Annotated in this window: 13 protein-coding genes; 7 read left to right on the forward strand and 6 right to left on the reverse strand. The window is 65.1% G+C overall.

All coding sequences use genetic code 11. From position 1 onward, the window contains the following. The first annotated feature begins 1 nt into the window (after position 1). The 3 genes from BST28156_RS22770 to BST28156_RS22780 are packed head-to-tail and all read left to right on the forward strand — an operon-like array spanning position 2 to position 4,295. The gene (locus BST28156_RS22770) at positions 2-2,089 is read left to right on the forward strand and encodes a pilus assembly protein TadG-related protein (RefSeq protein WP_174903429.1); all 2,088 of its coding nucleotides are present in this window, start codon (positions 2-4) and stop codon (positions 2,087-2,089) included. A gap of 51 nt (positions 2,090-2,140) precedes the next feature. Then, the gene (locus tag BST28156_RS22775; RefSeq protein ID WP_174903430.1) at positions 2,141-3,532 is read left to right on the forward strand and encodes a sigma 54-interacting transcriptional regulator; all 1,392 of its coding nucleotides are present in this window, start codon (positions 2,141-2,143) and stop codon (positions 3,530-3,532) included. A 55-nt stretch (positions 3,533-3,587) separates the two neighbouring features. Then, positions 3,588-4,295, forward strand: a complete 708-nt coding sequence (locus BST28156_RS22780; RefSeq protein WP_060243678.1) for a DUF2968 domain-containing protein — start codon at positions 3,588-3,590, stop codon at positions 4,293-4,295. Positions 4,296-4,375: 80 nt separating this feature from the next. On the opposite strand, the gene hfq is transcribed toward BST28156_RS22780, so the two are convergent. Continuing rightward, the gene (hfq, locus tag BST28156_RS22785) at positions 4,376-4,960 is read right to left on the reverse strand and encodes an RNA chaperone Hfq (RefSeq protein ID WP_060243680.1); all 585 of its coding nucleotides are present in this window, start codon (positions 4,958-4,960) and stop codon (positions 4,376-4,378) included. A 394-nt stretch (positions 4,961-5,354) separates the two neighbouring features. Here hfq and BST28156_RS22790 point away from each other — a divergent pair, with 394 nt between their 5' ends. Then, the gene (locus BST28156_RS22790) at positions 5,355-5,639 is read left to right on the forward strand and encodes a hypothetical protein (protein ID WP_174903431.1); all 285 of its coding nucleotides are present in this window, start codon (positions 5,355-5,357) and stop codon (positions 5,637-5,639) included. 101 nt (positions 5,640-5,740) lie between these two features. Here the strand turns inward: BST28156_RS22790 and BST28156_RS22795 are convergent, their stop codons facing one another. The 3 genes from BST28156_RS22795 to BST28156_RS22805 form a co-directional block, all read right to left on the reverse strand. Then, entirely contained in the window at positions 5,741-7,495 is a 1,755-nt protein-coding gene (locus BST28156_RS22795; protein WP_174903432.1) for an AMP-binding protein, read from the reverse strand. A gap of 307 nt (positions 7,496-7,802) precedes the next feature. After that, positions 7,803-8,621 (reverse strand): TetR/AcrR family transcriptional regulator, encoded by an 819-nt coding sequence (locus BST28156_RS22800; RefSeq protein ID WP_060243687.1) that lies wholly within the window; start codon positions 8,619-8,621, stop codon positions 7,803-7,805. Positions 8,622-8,836: 215 nt separating this feature from the next. After that, a complete protein-coding gene (locus tag BST28156_RS22805) occupies positions 8,837-10,057 on the reverse strand; it encodes an MFS transporter (protein WP_174903433.1) in 1,221 nt (406 codons plus the stop codon). A 275-nt stretch (positions 10,058-10,332) separates the two neighbouring features. Here BST28156_RS22805 and BST28156_RS22810 point away from each other — a divergent pair, with 275 nt between their 5' ends. The 3 genes from BST28156_RS22810 (at position 10,333) to BST28156_RS22820 (ending at position 13,370) form a co-directional block, all read left to right on the forward strand. Next, positions 10,333-10,875, forward strand: a complete 543-nt coding sequence (locus BST28156_RS22810; protein ID WP_174903434.1) for a GNAT family N-acetyltransferase — start codon at positions 10,333-10,335, stop codon at positions 10,873-10,875. A gap of 115 nt (positions 10,876-10,990) precedes the next feature. Continuing rightward, on the forward strand, positions 10,991-11,617 hold the full coding sequence (locus tag BST28156_RS22815) for a ParB-like protein (RefSeq protein WP_060243691.1): 627 nt from the start codon (positions 10,991-10,993) through the stop codon (positions 11,615-11,617). Between the two features lie 22 nt (positions 11,618-11,639). Next, the gene (locus BST28156_RS22820) at positions 11,640-13,370 is read left to right on the forward strand and encodes a SulP family inorganic anion transporter (protein ID WP_174903435.1); all 1,731 of its coding nucleotides are present in this window, start codon (positions 11,640-11,642) and stop codon (positions 13,368-13,370) included. A gap of 96 nt (positions 13,371-13,466) precedes the next feature. Here BST28156_RS22820 and BST28156_RS22825 read toward each other — a convergent pair whose 3' ends face one another. Next, positions 13,467-14,411 (reverse strand): ABC transporter substrate-binding protein, encoded by a 945-nt coding sequence (locus BST28156_RS22825; RefSeq protein WP_060243696.1) that lies wholly within the window; start codon positions 14,409-14,411, stop codon positions 13,467-13,469. An 84-nt stretch (positions 14,412-14,495) separates the two neighbouring features. After that, positions 14,496-15,533, reverse strand: coding sequence for an ABC transporter permease subunit (locus BST28156_RS22830; RefSeq protein ID WP_174903436.1), 1,038 nt, complete (start codon positions 15,531-15,533; stop codon positions 14,496-14,498). Between the last annotated feature and the right edge of the window lie 20 nt (positions 15,534-15,553).

Here is a 15,553-nt window from a genome sequence, read left to right on the forward strand (position 1 = left end):
GATGCGCGCAGATCAATCTTCCATGGCTTGCCGGCGCGGCGCTGTCTGGCCGGGACGGCGCCGTCAGCGTGGCTCGTTTGCAATAACCGCTGCGATTTGGTTGGCGATCGCGGTCATCGTGCTGAGCGTGATCGATATCAGCCGTTTTTATGCTGAACGCCGCCAAATGCAAGCGGCGGCTGATTTGGCTGCGCTGTCCGCGGTTTCGCAGGTCGCGGATGCGACTTGTCAGGCGGCGAAGGCGGCAGTCCAGCAAGTCGCAACTCCTTCAGCGAATTCCGTACCGACGAACGCCACCGTTTCCGTGTCCTGTGGTGTCTGGGTTCCGCCTCAAGCCGCCGGCAGCGGTGCATCGTTCACGCGGATTAGCGGAGACGCGGTCGATACCAACGGACTGTGCGATGGCTTGCCCGCCGGTGATGTAAACAACGCTTCCGCGAATGCCGTATGCGTTACCGTGTCCGAGCCGGTAAGCGGTATTTTCCGTAGTGGAACGATCGGTGCGTCAGCCATTGCCAAGAGTAATCCTTCCGACAGTTTTACGCTTTTCACATCGCTTGCCACGCTGCAGGGCGGATTGGTCAATCAATTGCTTACGACACTGACAGGATCCCCCAATCCGTTGTCACTATCTGTAGTTGACTATCAGGGATTAGCGCAGGTGAACCTGAATATGGCGGGTATTCTTGCAAATTTGCCGGTCGGTTCCAATACGTCCGTGCTGTCGGGTTCGGTAACTCTTGGTCAACTGCTTAGCGCGGAATTGCAAGCGGCGACACAACAGAACGTGGCAGCCGCGAATCTGACCGTTCTGAGCGCAATCGTAGCGAAGATTTGTCCGAATTCGCAGAACTGCGGTGGTCCTTCAGTTTCGCTTGGGAATCTTATCCAAACCGCCGTCTCTAGTGGAACTAGTGCGGTTAATGCCAGCGTTAACGCGCTCGGTTTGTTGACGACGGCGCTACAAGTTGCAAACAGCACTACACCGGTCAACATTAACTCCATAACGGTTCAGACGCCAACGGCGCTCGCGCCGTTGCTGAACGCCACCGTTCAAGGCTCGGTGTCGCTTGCAGGGAATCAGCCATCTACGGCAAGCGGACCGCCCGGTCCCTCGAACTGCGGGACGACGGATTGCACGACCCACGCAACGGCTTCGCAAGGCACCATATTTCTCAATACCTCTCTATCGTTGTTGACGACGTGTCCGGACGGCTCACTCGTCTATGGCAACAACAGTTGTGCTTCGGGCGGCTCCACTTCATTGGTGACTGTTCAATTGCCGGTTACCGTCTATGTGGCACCGGCAACGGCGGGTTTGCAATCCGTCGCATGTAGCACTCCGGGCAAGAAAACTGCAGTAGTGAACGTTCAGACCGGGGTGCTTGCAGCCTATCTGGGTGGCTCCTCTAGCACGCCTGCACAGATCAATCTCAATGCACCTACCGGTTATGTACCTGACGGCAGCGAAACAATCCCGCTGATGACCGTTAATCTGCAGAGCCTGCTCAATTTGCTGAGCAACCAGCCGAGTCTCACCGGCATGACGAATTTGACGACGGTGCTCGGTAACCAGTTAGGCAGCGGTGGTTTGCTGTCCGGTTTGTTATCACAACTCGTGTCATTGCTTGTTCCGCAGATTACGATTACGGTCGGCTTGAAATCCGGGCAACTGTCGGTCCCGGTCGCTAATCAAAGCGTCACGCCGCTTACGTTTACATCCGCGGATTCGGCACCCTATCAACAGGCCCAGGTCGAGACGACTCAGTTTTTGGCTCCCGCCGTGCAGGGAATTGCCAATAGCGGACTGACGCTTTCACTGAAGGTAAGCGGTGGGGTAACGGGAGCATTGCTTGATTTGCTGAATGTATTGGGATTGAACGTGAACTCAATATTGAGCCAGTTGCTGACCACCTTGACGGGCCCGCTCTTGACCGCGCTCGGGAACACGATCCTGCCGCTCCTTCTGCAACCTGTCGATTCAATTCTGTCCTCCGTGACAGGTGTTCTGGGGCTAGGTTTGGGCAATGCCTATGTCGCGAACTCGCCGCTCGCAATCAAATGCGGGGACCCAATGCTTGTTCATTGAATAAACAACATTGCCACGCAACTCGTCATCAACCGTAGCCGTACCCGAAGAATGAGACCCACCCACGCAATCGAAGAACTCGACCTCTACGTCTGGGAAGGCAAGGCGGACATCGTAGACCGCGTCGCCCGGTGCATGGCGAGCTTCGACGTCGAAGTGATCCGTGCCGACAACGCGGAAATCTCGGCCGAGCGCGCCGCGTTGCGACCGTCGCTGGCGATCATCAGCGTGACGATGATCGAAAGCGGCGCGGCGTTCCTGCGCGACTGGCAGGCCAACATCGGCATGCCGGTCGTCTGGGTCGGCGCGGCGCGCGATCACGACGCGTCGCAGTATCCGCCCGAGTATTCGCACATCCTGCCGCTCGACTTCACCTGCGCCGAACTGCGCGGGATGGTCGGCAAGCTCGTCACGCAACTGCGCGCGCACGCGGCCGAAACGCTGCAGCCGACCGTCCTCGTCGCACACTCGGAGTCGATGCAGGCGCTGCTGCACGAAGTCGACACCTTCGCCGACTGCGACACCAACGTGCTGCTGCACGGCGAAACCGGCGTCGGCAAGGAACGCATCGCGCAGCTGCTGCACGAAAAACACTCGCGCTACCGGCACGGCGAATTCGTGCCGGTCAACTGCGGCGCGATTCCCGACGGCCTGTTCGAATCGCTGTTCTTCGGGCATGCCAAAGGATCGTTCACCGGTGCGGTTGTTGCGCATAAAGGCTATTTCGAACAGGCCGCGGGCGGCACGTTGTTCCTCGACGAAGTCGGCGATCTGCCGCTCTATCAGCAGGTCAAGCTGCTGCGCGTGCTCGAAGACGGCGCCGTGCTGCGCGTCGGTGCGACGTCGCCCGTCAAGGTCGATTTCCGGCTCGTCGCGGCGAGCAACAAGAAGCTCCCGCAACTCGTGAAAGACGGGCTGTTCCGCGCGGATCTCTATTACCGGCTCGCGGTGATCGAACTGAGCATCCCGTCGCTGGAAGAGCGCGGCGCCGTGGACAAGATCGCGCTGTTCAAGTCGTTCGTCGCCGAAGTGGTCGGCGAGGAGCGGCTCGCGCAATTGCCCGACCTGCCGTACTGGCTCGCGGACGCGGTGGCGGACAGCTATTTCCCCGGCAACGTGCGCGAGTTGCGCAATCTTGCCGAACGCGTCGGCGTGACGGTGCGGCAGACGGGCGGCTGGGACGCCGCGCGACTGCAGCGGCTGATCGCGCACGCGCGCAGTTCGGCGCAGCCGGTGCCGGTGGAGAGCGCGGCGGAGGTTTTCGTCGACCGCAGCAAGTGGGACATGAACGAACGCAATCGCGTGATTGCCGCGCTCGATGCGAATGGCTGGCGGCGCCAGGATACGGCGCAGCAGCTCGGCATCAGCCGCAAGGTGTTGTGGGAAAAAATGCGCAAATATCAGATCTTCGACGAGGAACCCGAGACCCGCGAAAGCGAGTAATTAATGAGATAAAATCGCGCTGAATTACAACGACTCGGGCGGGGAATAGAACTTCATGAGCCATATGACGGGGTTGGGGCGGGCATGCGTGTTGCTCGCCATGGTGGGAGGCATGCAGGGCGCGTACGCGCAGGGATTGGCAAGCAGCACTTCGCCGGCGGTGCAGCAGGCGTCGGCGCCGGTAGCGGCGATTCCGGCGATCGATCCGCAGGTTCAGTCGTCGGTGCAGCCGCAGGCGGGCGAGACGACGGGGCAGAGCACGGTCGACGAGCTGCAGCGCCAGATCCAGTCGCATACGCTGACCGAAATGCGCACAAGCTACAACGGCAGCTATGGCGCGAGCCTGCTGTTCAACGTGAAGGACGGTTCGTACTTCGTCGCGTTGTTTCAGCAGAAGGCGTTCTGGCGCGTGGTCAAGACGTACGACGAATCGCGCGCGGAGCTGATCTATCGCGATTTCTCGCGTCAGGCGGAGCGTCTGGCCGTCAACGAACTGCGCGCGGCGAAGCTGGAATCGCAGAAGGCGCAGATGGACCGGCAGATCGAGGTTACGCAGGAGCGGGCGCGGCGCCTGCAGGCCGATATCTCGATCGCGCGCGAGCAGCAGGCGGCGGTCGCGGATCGCCAGAAGAACGTCCGCAACGAGACGGCTGCGCTGCAGGCGCAGCAGGCCGAGCTTCAGGCGCAACTGCGTACGTTGCAGCAGCAGGTGCGTTCGCTGCAGCGTGAAGCCGACGCAGGGCTGCCGACGACGGCCCGCTGAGCGGGAAGCGGCGGTGCGGCGACATGCCGCGCCGGCCATCCAAACAAAAAGGGCAAGCCGGTTGGCTTGCCCTTTTTGTTTTACTGGCCGTCCGGCACGATTCGCCGGCGGCGCGTGACGATTACCGGCCCGTTGCCGCTGCGCGCATCGGACGGTGCGCTGCCCGATGCATCGCCGCCGGCGTCGCGCGGCGCACCGTATTCGCGCGGCGTGCTGTAGCCTTCGCGGGGCTCACGCGAGCCGTAGCCCTCGCGCGGTTCGCGGGAACCATAGCCCTCGCGGGGTTCGCGTGAGCCATAGCCCTCGCGCGGTTCACGGGAACCATAGCCGCCGTCGCCGCGCGATTCGCGGGGGCCGCCGTGCGAGCCGTACGGGCTGTGGCCGCCGCCTTCACGGCCGCCGGGACGCCCGCCGGTGCGCGGGCCGCGCGGGCCGCCACCACCGGGGCGCGAGCCGCCGGTGTCGAGCTGGATCGTGGAAATCGCACGCTTGTAGATGCCTTGCAGACCCACGGGGGTGCGCAGCATCACCAGATACTGGTCGAACGACTCGATGCAACCCGTCAGGCGAATGCCGTTGACGAGATAGATTTCAACGCGCTTACGTTCCTTGCGCGCGGAATTGATGAAGTCGTTTTGCGGATGGGATTCTGCGGGATTGGCCATTGAGGTGCGGCAGGAGCCTGCGTCAGAGAATATGTTGTGCGTGTGTGTGGCGTGTTCGTCCACAAGGTGTTTGGCGGGATTTTACCCTGTTCGTTCCGGAAGCGCCCAGTCGCGATTGTGTCGAACCGTAACCCACTATAGACGCTCCCGTACATTTTCGCGATCTGGCCGAATGGCTAGCGTCTGCTGCCGCTCATAACGCCGAACGAATGTTCGCTGCCGGTCGTCGTTTCTTCGACGGGATTTTCTGCCCGGACTGCGTGCAGGAAAGGGCCGCAGGGCGTGTTTCGTTACGTTGCGTTACGTCTCTCGCAGCGCGGTAGCACCTGGCCGGGACCATCCCGCTTACATTCGCCGCAGACGCCGGGCAAGCCGGCGGAACAGGGATGCGGAGATGAATCAGAGGCGCATGGTAGGATGGGTCGGGGGTGTGGCGTTGCTGGCTTCCGGTAGTGCAATGGCGGGGCACGTCGATCTGTCGGTCGGCATCGGCGTTCCGGTGGCGCCGGTCTATGTCGAACCTGCGCCGGTCTATGTGGCGCCGCCGCAGCCGGCGGTGGTCGCATATCCGGGCTATGGATACGGCTACTACGGCGATGACGACGACGATCGTTATCGGAAGTGGCGCCGGCATTACTACAAGCATTGGCATCGGCATCACGACGACGATGACGATTGAATCCGCGGCAGGCGGCGCGGGCGCGATATTGCGATCGCGATCCGGCCGCCGCCGCCCCAGGATTCGACTGACTTATCCGCGCATGGCGGGCGACGCGCCCATCACCCTTGCTTCGCGGCCTTGATTTTCGCCAGCTCCTCGTCGCGCAGCGCGCGGCGCAGGATCTTGCCGACGTTCGTCTGCGGCAACGCGTCGCGGAATTCGACGAATTTCGGCATCTTGTAGCCGGTCAGGTTCTTGCGGCAGTGCGCGAGCACGTCGTCGACCGTGAGCGCCGGGTCGCGCCGCACGACAAACACCTTGATCCGTTCGCCCTGCACGTCGTCCGGGATCCCGATCGCCGCCGCTTCGCTGATGCCCGGGTGCATCACGAGCACTTCCTCGATTTCGTTCGGATACACGTTGAAGCCCGACACGAGGATCATGTCCTTCTTGCGGTCGATCAGGCGCACGAAGCCGCGCTCGTCCATCACGCCGATGTCGCCGGTGCCGAGCCAGCCGTCGGCGTCGATCACCTTCGCGGTTTCGTCGGGACGCTGCCAGTAGCCGCGCATCACCTGCGGCCCGTGCACGCACAGCTCGCCCGGCTCGCCGATGCCGGCCCAGGTGCCGTCCTCGCGGCGAAAGCGCACCAGCGTCGACGGCGCCGGCAGCCCGATCGAGCCGCTGAACGCGGCCATCGCGTTGAGGTCCACGGGGTTCATCGTGACGATCGGCGAGCATTCGGTCAGCCCGTAGCCTTCGACGACCGGCCGTCCCGTCACCTGCTGGAAGCGCTCCGCGACGGCGCGCTGCATCGCCATGCCGCCCGCCATCGCGAGCTTGAGTTTCGAGAAGTCGCGCTTGCGGAACTCCTCGTTGTCGAGGAACGCGTTGTACAGCGTGTTGATGCCGGTGATGCCCGTGAAGGTCTCATGGCGGAGGATTTTCATCACCATCGTCATGTCGCGCGGATTCGCGATCAGAATGTTGCGCCCGCCGAGTCCCATGAAGATGAACGCGTTCACGGTCAGCGAATAGATGTGATAGAGCGGCAGCGGCGTCAGCACGGTCTCGATGTCGCCGGTGAGCTGGTCGGCGATCCACGCCTTCGCCTGCAGCAGGTTCGCGATCAGGTTGCCGTGCGTGAGCATCGCGCCTTTCGCGACGCCCGTCGTGCCGCCCGTGTATTGCAGGAACGCGAGGTCGTCGCGCGTCAGCGTCGCGGGCTGCGGCTGGTTGCGCGCGCCGAGCGCGAGCGCGGAGCGCAGCTGCACGGCCTGCGGCAGGTGGTAGGCCGGCACGAGTTTCTTCACGTGCTTGAGCACGAAATTGATCAGTCGTCCTTTCGCATTGAAGCCGTCGGCGAGCAGGTCGCCGAGCGCGGTGACGACGATGTTCTTCACCTGCGTTTCGGGCAGCGCATCCTGCAGCGTGCGCGCGAAGTTCTCGAACACGACGATCGTCTGCGCGCCGCTGTCCTTCAGCTGGTGCGCGAGCTCGCGCACGGTATACAGCGGATTGACGTTGACGACGATCGCGCCGGTCTTCAGCGTGCCGAACAGCGCGACCGGATACTGGAACGTATTGGGCAGCATGATCGCGACGCGGTCGCCGGGCTTCACGCCGATCGACTGCAGATACGACGCGAACGCATCGACCTTGCGCGCGAGCGTGCGATAGGTCATCGACGCACCCGCGCTGACGTACGCGACGCGATCGGCGAAGCGTGTAGTGCATTCGTCGAAGAACTGCACGAGCGACGCATATTGCGTGATGTCGATTTCGTGCGGCACGCCGGGCGGGTATGACGCGTACCAGATGCCGTCGGTGTTCGGCGGTACCAGCGTGGTGGCGGTCGCTGCAGGAGCGGGCATGATGTGTCTCCAGTATCGACCGGCGTTGACGCTTCGGCGTCCGCGCCGGTCCCATGCTATGCGGTCGGCCGGCGTCGGCGCTTGCGCGCCTGCTCCGGTCCATGCTTGTACGATCGATCCGGGGCAGCGCTTCGACGCTTGCACCGGATCGCGGTCTTTCAATCAAGCCGTTCGGTGAACACCGGCGCGCGCCGCGTCCGCATCCGGACTCGAACCACGCAGCGGAACGACGCAACGCGCGTCGCTGCCCGTTCGCGCGCAAACGAGGTCGTCGGTCAACGGAAGGCGTGCATCGTGTCCCGCGCGATCAATTCGACGAATGCAGCGTCGCCGCATCGGCTGCTGCCGCGCTCGACGGCAGGCCGAACGCGGCGCTCGCGCCCGCGTCGTCGAGGACCGCCGCGAAGATCTCGAGCTGCGCGCTGTCGGGCATCGGCGCCTTCAGCGCGGCGACGATCAGCGACGACAGGCGCGCGATCATCTGCACGTCGTTCATCGTGCGGCCCTGCGAGAACTCGTCGATCAGGCTCTCGGTTTCCGCACCGGCGAGCGCGCCGGACAGCGCGCCGATCGCGAAGTGCAGCCGCCAGCCGAGTTCATTGCGCGGCAGATGCGGCAGCGCACGCTGGAACGAATCGAAGAAGCGTCCGGCGACGCTCGCGTAGTGCGCGGTCAGGAAGTTGCGCACGAACGGCGACGGATCGGTATACGCGCGGCCGATCAGCCGCAGGAATCCGGGGCCGCCGCGCTCGGGATCGCGCGACGCCTTCAGCGCGGGAATGAACATCGCGCCGAGCACGTGTTCGCAGGTGATGTGCGTGCCGAGCTGCGCGTCGAAGCGATCGAGGATGCCGAGGCGTTCCTGGTTGAGCTGGTCGAGCCGGCGCGACAGCATCGCGTGGATCAGCGCTTCCTTGCTGCCGAAGTGATAGTTGACCGCGGCGAGGTTGACCGCCGCGCGCGACGTGATCTGCCGCATCGACATCGCTTCGAAGCCGTGCTCGATGAACAGGTCCTCCGCCGCATCGAGAATGCGCGCCTTCGTGCCGCCGGTCTGCCGGCTGCCCGACGGCCGCCCCGCGGACGACCGTCCCGCAGATGGCCGTCCCTCCTGACTTACTGCCATGTTCCGCCTCCCATGCCGGTCGCCCGGCCGCGAACAGGTGATTTGATTATCTGATTCAAACAGTCGTTTTTATTAAGATAAAAAAACGCGGGCGGGGCGGGCAAGCGGTGAATCTGGTCGGATTCCTCTAGATCGATGTGCGGATGCGGAAACGCCGGTGCACGGCCCCGGCAGGACGGGGCGCGCGCGATGATGCGACGCGGCAATGCCGCGGCTCAGCCGACGGTGCTACGCGTATTGACCGATTGCGTCATGTCGATGCCGCGTCGTTCGCGGCTGAACAGGATCAGCACGGCGATCGCGATGGCGACGACGCCGGCCACGAGCGCGAGTGCGAACGCATAGTCGTTGCCGTGCGAAACCGCGAGCGAGGCCTGCATCGTCGCGTTGCCCGACGCGAGCAGGTTGCCGAGCTGGTAGACGACGCCGGGGAAGGTCGCGCGGATCTCGTCGGGCGAGATCTCGTTCAGGTGGACGGGAATCACGCCCCACGCGCCCTGCACCGAGATCTGCATCAGGAACGCGCCGGCCGCGAGTGCGAGCGCGCCGCTCGAGAACGCCCACAGCGGCAGCACGGGCAGCGCGATCAGCGCCGCGATGAAGATCGCGCGGCGGCGGCCGATCCGTTCCGAGATCGCACCGAACGACAGGCCGCCGACGATCGCACCGATGTTCAGCACGATCGTGATCCACGACACGGTGTGCGGATCGAAGTGATGCTGTTCGCGCAGGAAGGTCGGATAGAGATCCTGCGTACCGTGCGAGAAGAAGTTGAACGCGGTCATCAGCACGATCGCGTAGATCGTGAGCTTCCAGTTCTGCTGCAACGTCGCCGCGAGGCTCGGGCGCTCGCGCTTTTCCATGTGCTTCCACGCCGGCGATTCCGGCACGTGCGCACGCACGTACAGCACGAGCAGCGCGGGCAGCACGCCGACCATGAACATGCCGCGCCAGCCGATGTACTGGTAGAACAGGCCGAACACGATCGACGCGAGCAGATAGCCGCTCGGGTAGCCGGCCTGCAGCAGTCCCGACACGATGCCGCGCGCGTGGGTCGGCACGGTTTCCATCGTCAGCGCGGAGCCGACGCCCCATTCGCCGCCCATCGCGATGCCGAACAGCGCGCGCAGCACGAGCAGCGCGGTCAGGCTCGGCGCGAAGCCCGATGCCAGTTCGAGCACCGAATAGCAGGCGATGTTGACCATCAGCGTCGGACGGCGGCCGAAGCGGTCGGCGAGCCGGCCGAAGATCAGCGCGCCGAGCGGACGCATCGCCAGCGTCAGCGTGAGCGCGAACGCGACGGCTGGAATGGTCGATGCGAATTCGGCGGCGATGTCCTTGAGGACGAACACCATCAGGAAAAAGTCGAACGCATCGAGTGTCCACCCCAGGTAGGCGGCAATCGTGACGTTGCGTTGTTCGCGGGTCCAGCTCATGGCCGAGGTCTCCTCGTTGGCTTGCGTGCGCACGGCAGGCATGCGGGTGCGGCCTGGGGCGCGGCGCGGGGGTACTGATCGAGTGTAGGCGGCGCGCATCGGGATGTGGGGCGCGATAGCCGCGAATCGGGAATAATCCCTACGAAATGGCTTGTTTCGGAAAAGGAAATGCGTGCGCGCAACAAAACTGACAGCCGTCTGTATGATTTGCGATGGATGGTTGTATTTGATTTGTAATTAATTCGATGCGCGTTGCCGCCGAATCAGGAGTCCCGATGACCGAATCTTTCGCCGCCACGCTGCCGATGCTCGAAACGCCCAGGCTATGGTTGCGCCCGCGCGTGCTGGCCGATCTCGATGCGTGCATCGAGATGGACCGAGATCCCGAAGTCACGCGGCACATCGCGGGCCCGTGGCACGACCCCGTCGAGCATCGCCGCTTCGTCACGCACCGGATCACGCGCGACTATCCGCCGGGCCTCGGCTACTGGTCGATCTTCGAGAAGGCCGCGCCCGCTGCGTTCGCCGGCTGGGTCCTGCTGATCCCCGACTATGCGGACGGCGCGCACGACGTCGAGATCGGCTGGCGGCTCGTGCGCGCGGCGTGGGGGCGCGGCATCGCGAGCGAGGCCGCGGCGGCCGTCGTGCGCCATGCCTTCGACACCGTGCGGCTGCCGCGCGTGATTGCCGATATCGCCGCGGCGAATACGGGATCGCTGGGCGTCGCGCGCAAGCTCGGGATGCATCGCGTCGGCGTGGTACGCGATGGCATCCCGTACGTGCGGCATCGTCTCGAACGCGACGATTTGCGCGCATAGCGCAGCACGCGGCTGTCAGGGATCGTCAAACGCGTGCGCATGATCGCAGCGACGTATTAACGGCGCGGGCGATCAGGAGTATCGTTGCCGGAATTTATCGACATGGGGTACGACCATGGCTTTGGGCAACGATGTTCATCTCATTCCCGTCACGCTCGACACGCTGCGTCCGACGCAGATGACGGTCGGCTATCGTGAAGTGAAAGCGAAGCGCAAGCACTGGAAGGCGCTCGGCAAGCGCGCGCGCAAGGCCGCGATCGAATCGCACTGGTTTCCGGCCGTGCTCGGGCCGGGCGGGCTGCACTACATCACCGATCACCACCATCTCGGTCTCGCGCTGATCGAGGAGGGGGAGACGCGCGTCAACGCGATGCTGCTGAAGGATCTGTCGTGGCTCGACGACACGATCTTCTGGCGCATGATGGAACACAACCAGTGGGTGCATCCGTTCGGCCCCGACGGTTCGCGTCGCGACTATGCGCATTTGCCGAAGGCGCTGACGGGGCTCGAGGACGACCCGTACCGCAGCCTCGCGGGCGAGCTGCGCACCGCAGGCGGCTATGCAAAGGACGCGACGCCGTTCAGCGAATTCCTGTGGGCCGACTTCCTGCGCCAGCATGTGTCGCTCGACCAGATTCGCAAGAACTTCGCGAAGGCGCTCGACATCGCGCTGCGTCACGCGCACGAGCAGGATGCGCGCTATCTGCCCGGCTGGTCGGGCGTGATTGCCGTCAAGCCCTGAGCGACGCCATACGTCGACCGCCATGACGACCGCTCCGATCCCGCCCGACGCCGCCCCGCAGCATGCAGACCATTTCGCCGCGCCCGATGCGGCGCCGCCGCCGCGCGCGCAGCGCATCGGTCTCGATGCGCTGGCCGGCCTGTCGATTGCCGGCTTGCTGATTCCGGAAGCCGTCGCCTATGCGGGGCTCGCGAACCTGCCGCCGCAGGCGGGCCTCATCGCACTGCTGTCGGGACTCGTCGTCTACGCGCTCACCGGCAGCAGCCGTTTCGCGATCGTGTCGTCGACCTCGTCGTCGGCGGCCGTGCTCGCGGCGACCGTGCTGGCCGAGTCGGGAATGGCGCTGGCCGCGCACCTCGCGCTGGCGGCCGCGCTGGTCGCGATGACGGGCGTGCTGTTCATCCTCGCGGGTGCCGCGCGGCTCGGCGGCATGTCGGATTTCGTCGCGCGGCCGGTGCTGCGCGGCTTCACGTTCGGGCTGGCGGTGACGATCGTCATCAAGCAGCTGCCGAAGATTCTCGCGGTATCGGTGCAGCACAGCGATGCACCGCATGTCGCACTCGACCTGATCGCGGGCGCGCCGCATGCGAACCTCGCGAGCGGCGCGCTGGGTGCGGCCGCGCTCGCGCTGCTGTTCGTGCTCGGCCGCAGTTCGCGCGTGCCGGCGACGCTCGTCGTGATCGTGCTGTCGATCCTGGCCGGCTATGCAGTCGACTGGCAGCACTACGGGATCGCCGTGGTCGGGCACATCGATTTCCAGCACCTGTCGTTCGGCTTGCCGCAGCTCGACCGCAATGCATGGATGCAGACGGTCGAGCTTGCATTCGCGCTGATGCTGATCCTGTATGCGGAGTCGTACGGCTCGATTCGCAACTTCGCGCTGAAGCACGGCGACAGCGTGTCGCCGAATCGCGACCTGGTCGCGCTCGGCTGCGCGAACCTCGTGTCGGGACTGCTGCACGGGATGCCGGTCGGCGCCGGCTATTCGGCGACCTCGGCGAACGAGGCGGCCGGCGCGCAGTCGCGCTTTGCGGGCCTGTGGGCGGCCGGCGTGGTCGCGCTGATCGTGTGGCTGCTGCTGCCGCAGCTCGCGCGCACGCCGGAGCCCGTGCTCGCGGCGATCGTGATCTTCGCGGTCAGTCACTCGCTGCATCCGTCGGTGTTCCGGCCGTACTGGGCGTGGCATCGCGATCGGCTCGTGGTGATCGCCGCGCTGCTCGCGGTGCTCGTGCTCGGCGTGCTGCACGGGCTGCTCGCGGCGATCGGCGTGAGCCTGCTGCTGACGCTGCGCAAGCTGTCCGAACCGAACGTCAGCGTGCTGGGACGGTTGCGCGACAGTCACGATTTCGTCGACGTCGCGAGCCACGAGGACGCGAAGCCGGTAGCGGGCGTGCTGATCGTGCGGCCCGAGGCCCAGCTGTTCTTCGCGAACGCCGACCGCATGCTCAATCGCGTGCGTGCGCTGATGAAGGCCGCGCCGGACACGCATACGGTGATGCTGAGCCTAGAGGAAACGCCGGATGTCGACGGCACGACGATCGAATCGTTGCGCACGTTCGCCGCCGAATGCGCGGCGCACGGCCAGCGGCTCGCGATCGTGCGGCTCAAGCTGCACGCGCTGCATGCACTGCGCCGCGCGGCCGACGGCACGTTGCGCGACGACGCGATGTCGGAGCTGAGCGTCGACGAAAGCCTGCAGAAGCTGCAGGCGGGCGGCGAGGTGGACGGCAGGGCGGGCGTCATTGCAGGGTAACGCCGCCCGCAGCAGGCCGGGCAACGCCGGCCGTGGGCCGTGCGATGCGCGGCGGCGCCGCCCGGCATGGTCCGCATCCGTTCGCGGGCGGTGCGATCAGCGCGGCGAACTCCAGCCCTTGTAGCTCTTCACGTTGTCGCGCGTGACCAGCGTCGGCTCGATCAGGATCATCGGGTTGGCCGGCTTCTGGCCGTTCATGATGCCGTAGCCGACGTTGACGGCCTGCTGCGCCATCGCCCACGGGTCCTGGCTCGCCGACGCCTGCACGAGCGTGTTCGTCTTCAGCGCGACTTCGATGTCGGGCGCACCGTCGACCGACGTGATCACGATGCCCGGGCGGTTCAGCTGCTTCGCGGCGAGGTCGCTGCCGACGGCTTGCGGGTCGTTGATCGTGAACACGCCGTCGAGTTTCGGAAAGCGCGTCAGGTAGCCCTGCATCGCGTTCATCCCGCCTTCGCGCGAGCCCTTGCCGTCCTGGTCGCTCGACAGCAGCTTGATGTTCGGGTTCTTCGCGAGCACCGACTTGCAGCCGTTCACGCGATCGATCACGGCCGACACCTGCGGGCCGTTCTCGATGATCACGTTGCCCTTGCCGTTGATTTTCTTCGCGAGGTAGTCGCACGCAAGCTCGCCGGCCTTCACGTTGTTGGTCTGCACGGTCGCGTTCGCGCCGGCCGCGGCGACATCCACCGCGACGACCGTGATGCCGGCCGCCTGCGCCTTCTTCACCGCCGGCTCGATCGCCTTCGGATCGGTCGCGTTCAGCAGGATCATGTCGACGTGGGCGGAGATGAAGTTGTCGATCTGCGTGAACTGCTTGTTCAGGTCGTAGTCGGCCGAGACGGCGGTGACCTTGGCGTTCGGGTTGATCTGTTTCGCGCGCGCCTCGGCGCCCTTCACGATCGTGACGAAATACGGGTTGCCGAGCGAGCCGACCGTGACGCCGATCAGCTTCAGCGGCTTGTCGGCAGCATGCGCAACCGATGCGCCGAAGGCGAACGCGCACGCGAGGGCGGTCAGGGCGGCTTTGTGCTTGAACATGTCGTTGTGTCTCCGTGAGGTCTGTTGGCGAATGCGCGCAGGCCGACCTGCCTGCGCGCAGAGGGGAAAGCGGCGAGCGGGGCGTCAGGTGCGGGCCGAGTCGCGCTGGCGGTAGCGGTCGAGCGCGACGGCGCCGATGATCACGAGGCCCTTGATGATGTACTGCCAGATGTCGGACACGCCGAGCAGCACGAGGCCGTTGGTCAGCACCGCGATGATCAGCGCGCCGATCAGCGTGCCGACGATCGAGCCGACGCCGCCGACGAAGCTCGTGCCGCCGAGGATCACCGCGGCGATCGCGTCGAGCTCGTACGACTGGCCGAGCTGCAGCCCGTTGGCCGCGTAGAGGCGCGCGGCCGACATCACCGCGCCGAGCCCGGCGAGCAGGCCCGACGCCGCATAGACGAACAGCTGGATCGCGCGCACGTTGATGCCCGACAGCCGCGCGGCTTCCGGATTGCCGCCGACCGAATAGATGCGCATGCCGAGCACCGTGCGGCGCAGGATGAACCACGAGATCGCGATCACCGCGCACGCGATCACGACGAGCCACGGCACGCCGAAGATCGTGCCGTTGCCGATGAACGCGAACGGCAGCTGCGGATTGAACACGGTCGTGTCGTTGCCGAGCAGCCGCGCGACGCCGCGCACGGCGGTCATCGCGCCGAGCGTCACGATGAACGGCGGCAGGCGCAGCAGCGAGATCAGCCCGCCGTTGATCGCGCCGAACACGAGGCCGACTGCGAGCGCGGCGGGGACGCCGAGCCAACCCCAGCCGGGAATGGTCGACGCGAGCAGCGATGCGACGGCCGCGGCGGCGAGCACCGAGCCGACCGACAGGTCGATGCCGCCCGTCAGGATCACGAACGTCATCCCGGCTGCGAGCACGATGTTGATCGATGCCTGCTGCGTGACGATCGACAGGTTCTGCAGCGTGAAGAAGCCGTCGGTCAGAAAACCGAAGCCGATGCACAGGACCAGAAGGACCGGCAGCATGCCGGCGGTGCGCATCAGCGACTGCATGCGCGCACGATGATCGGCGATGCGCGCCTGCGGCGCACGATCGGCCGCCGGATGGGCGGTCGCGGAAGCGAGGTTCCGCTGCTTGGTCGGATTGATCATTTCGGTAACCTGAATGTAAG

The sequence above is a fragment of the Burkholderia pseudomultivorans genome (assembly GCF_902499075.1).
Lineage (GTDB): Bacteria > Pseudomonadota > Gammaproteobacteria > Burkholderiales > Burkholderiaceae > Burkholderia > Burkholderia pseudomultivorans.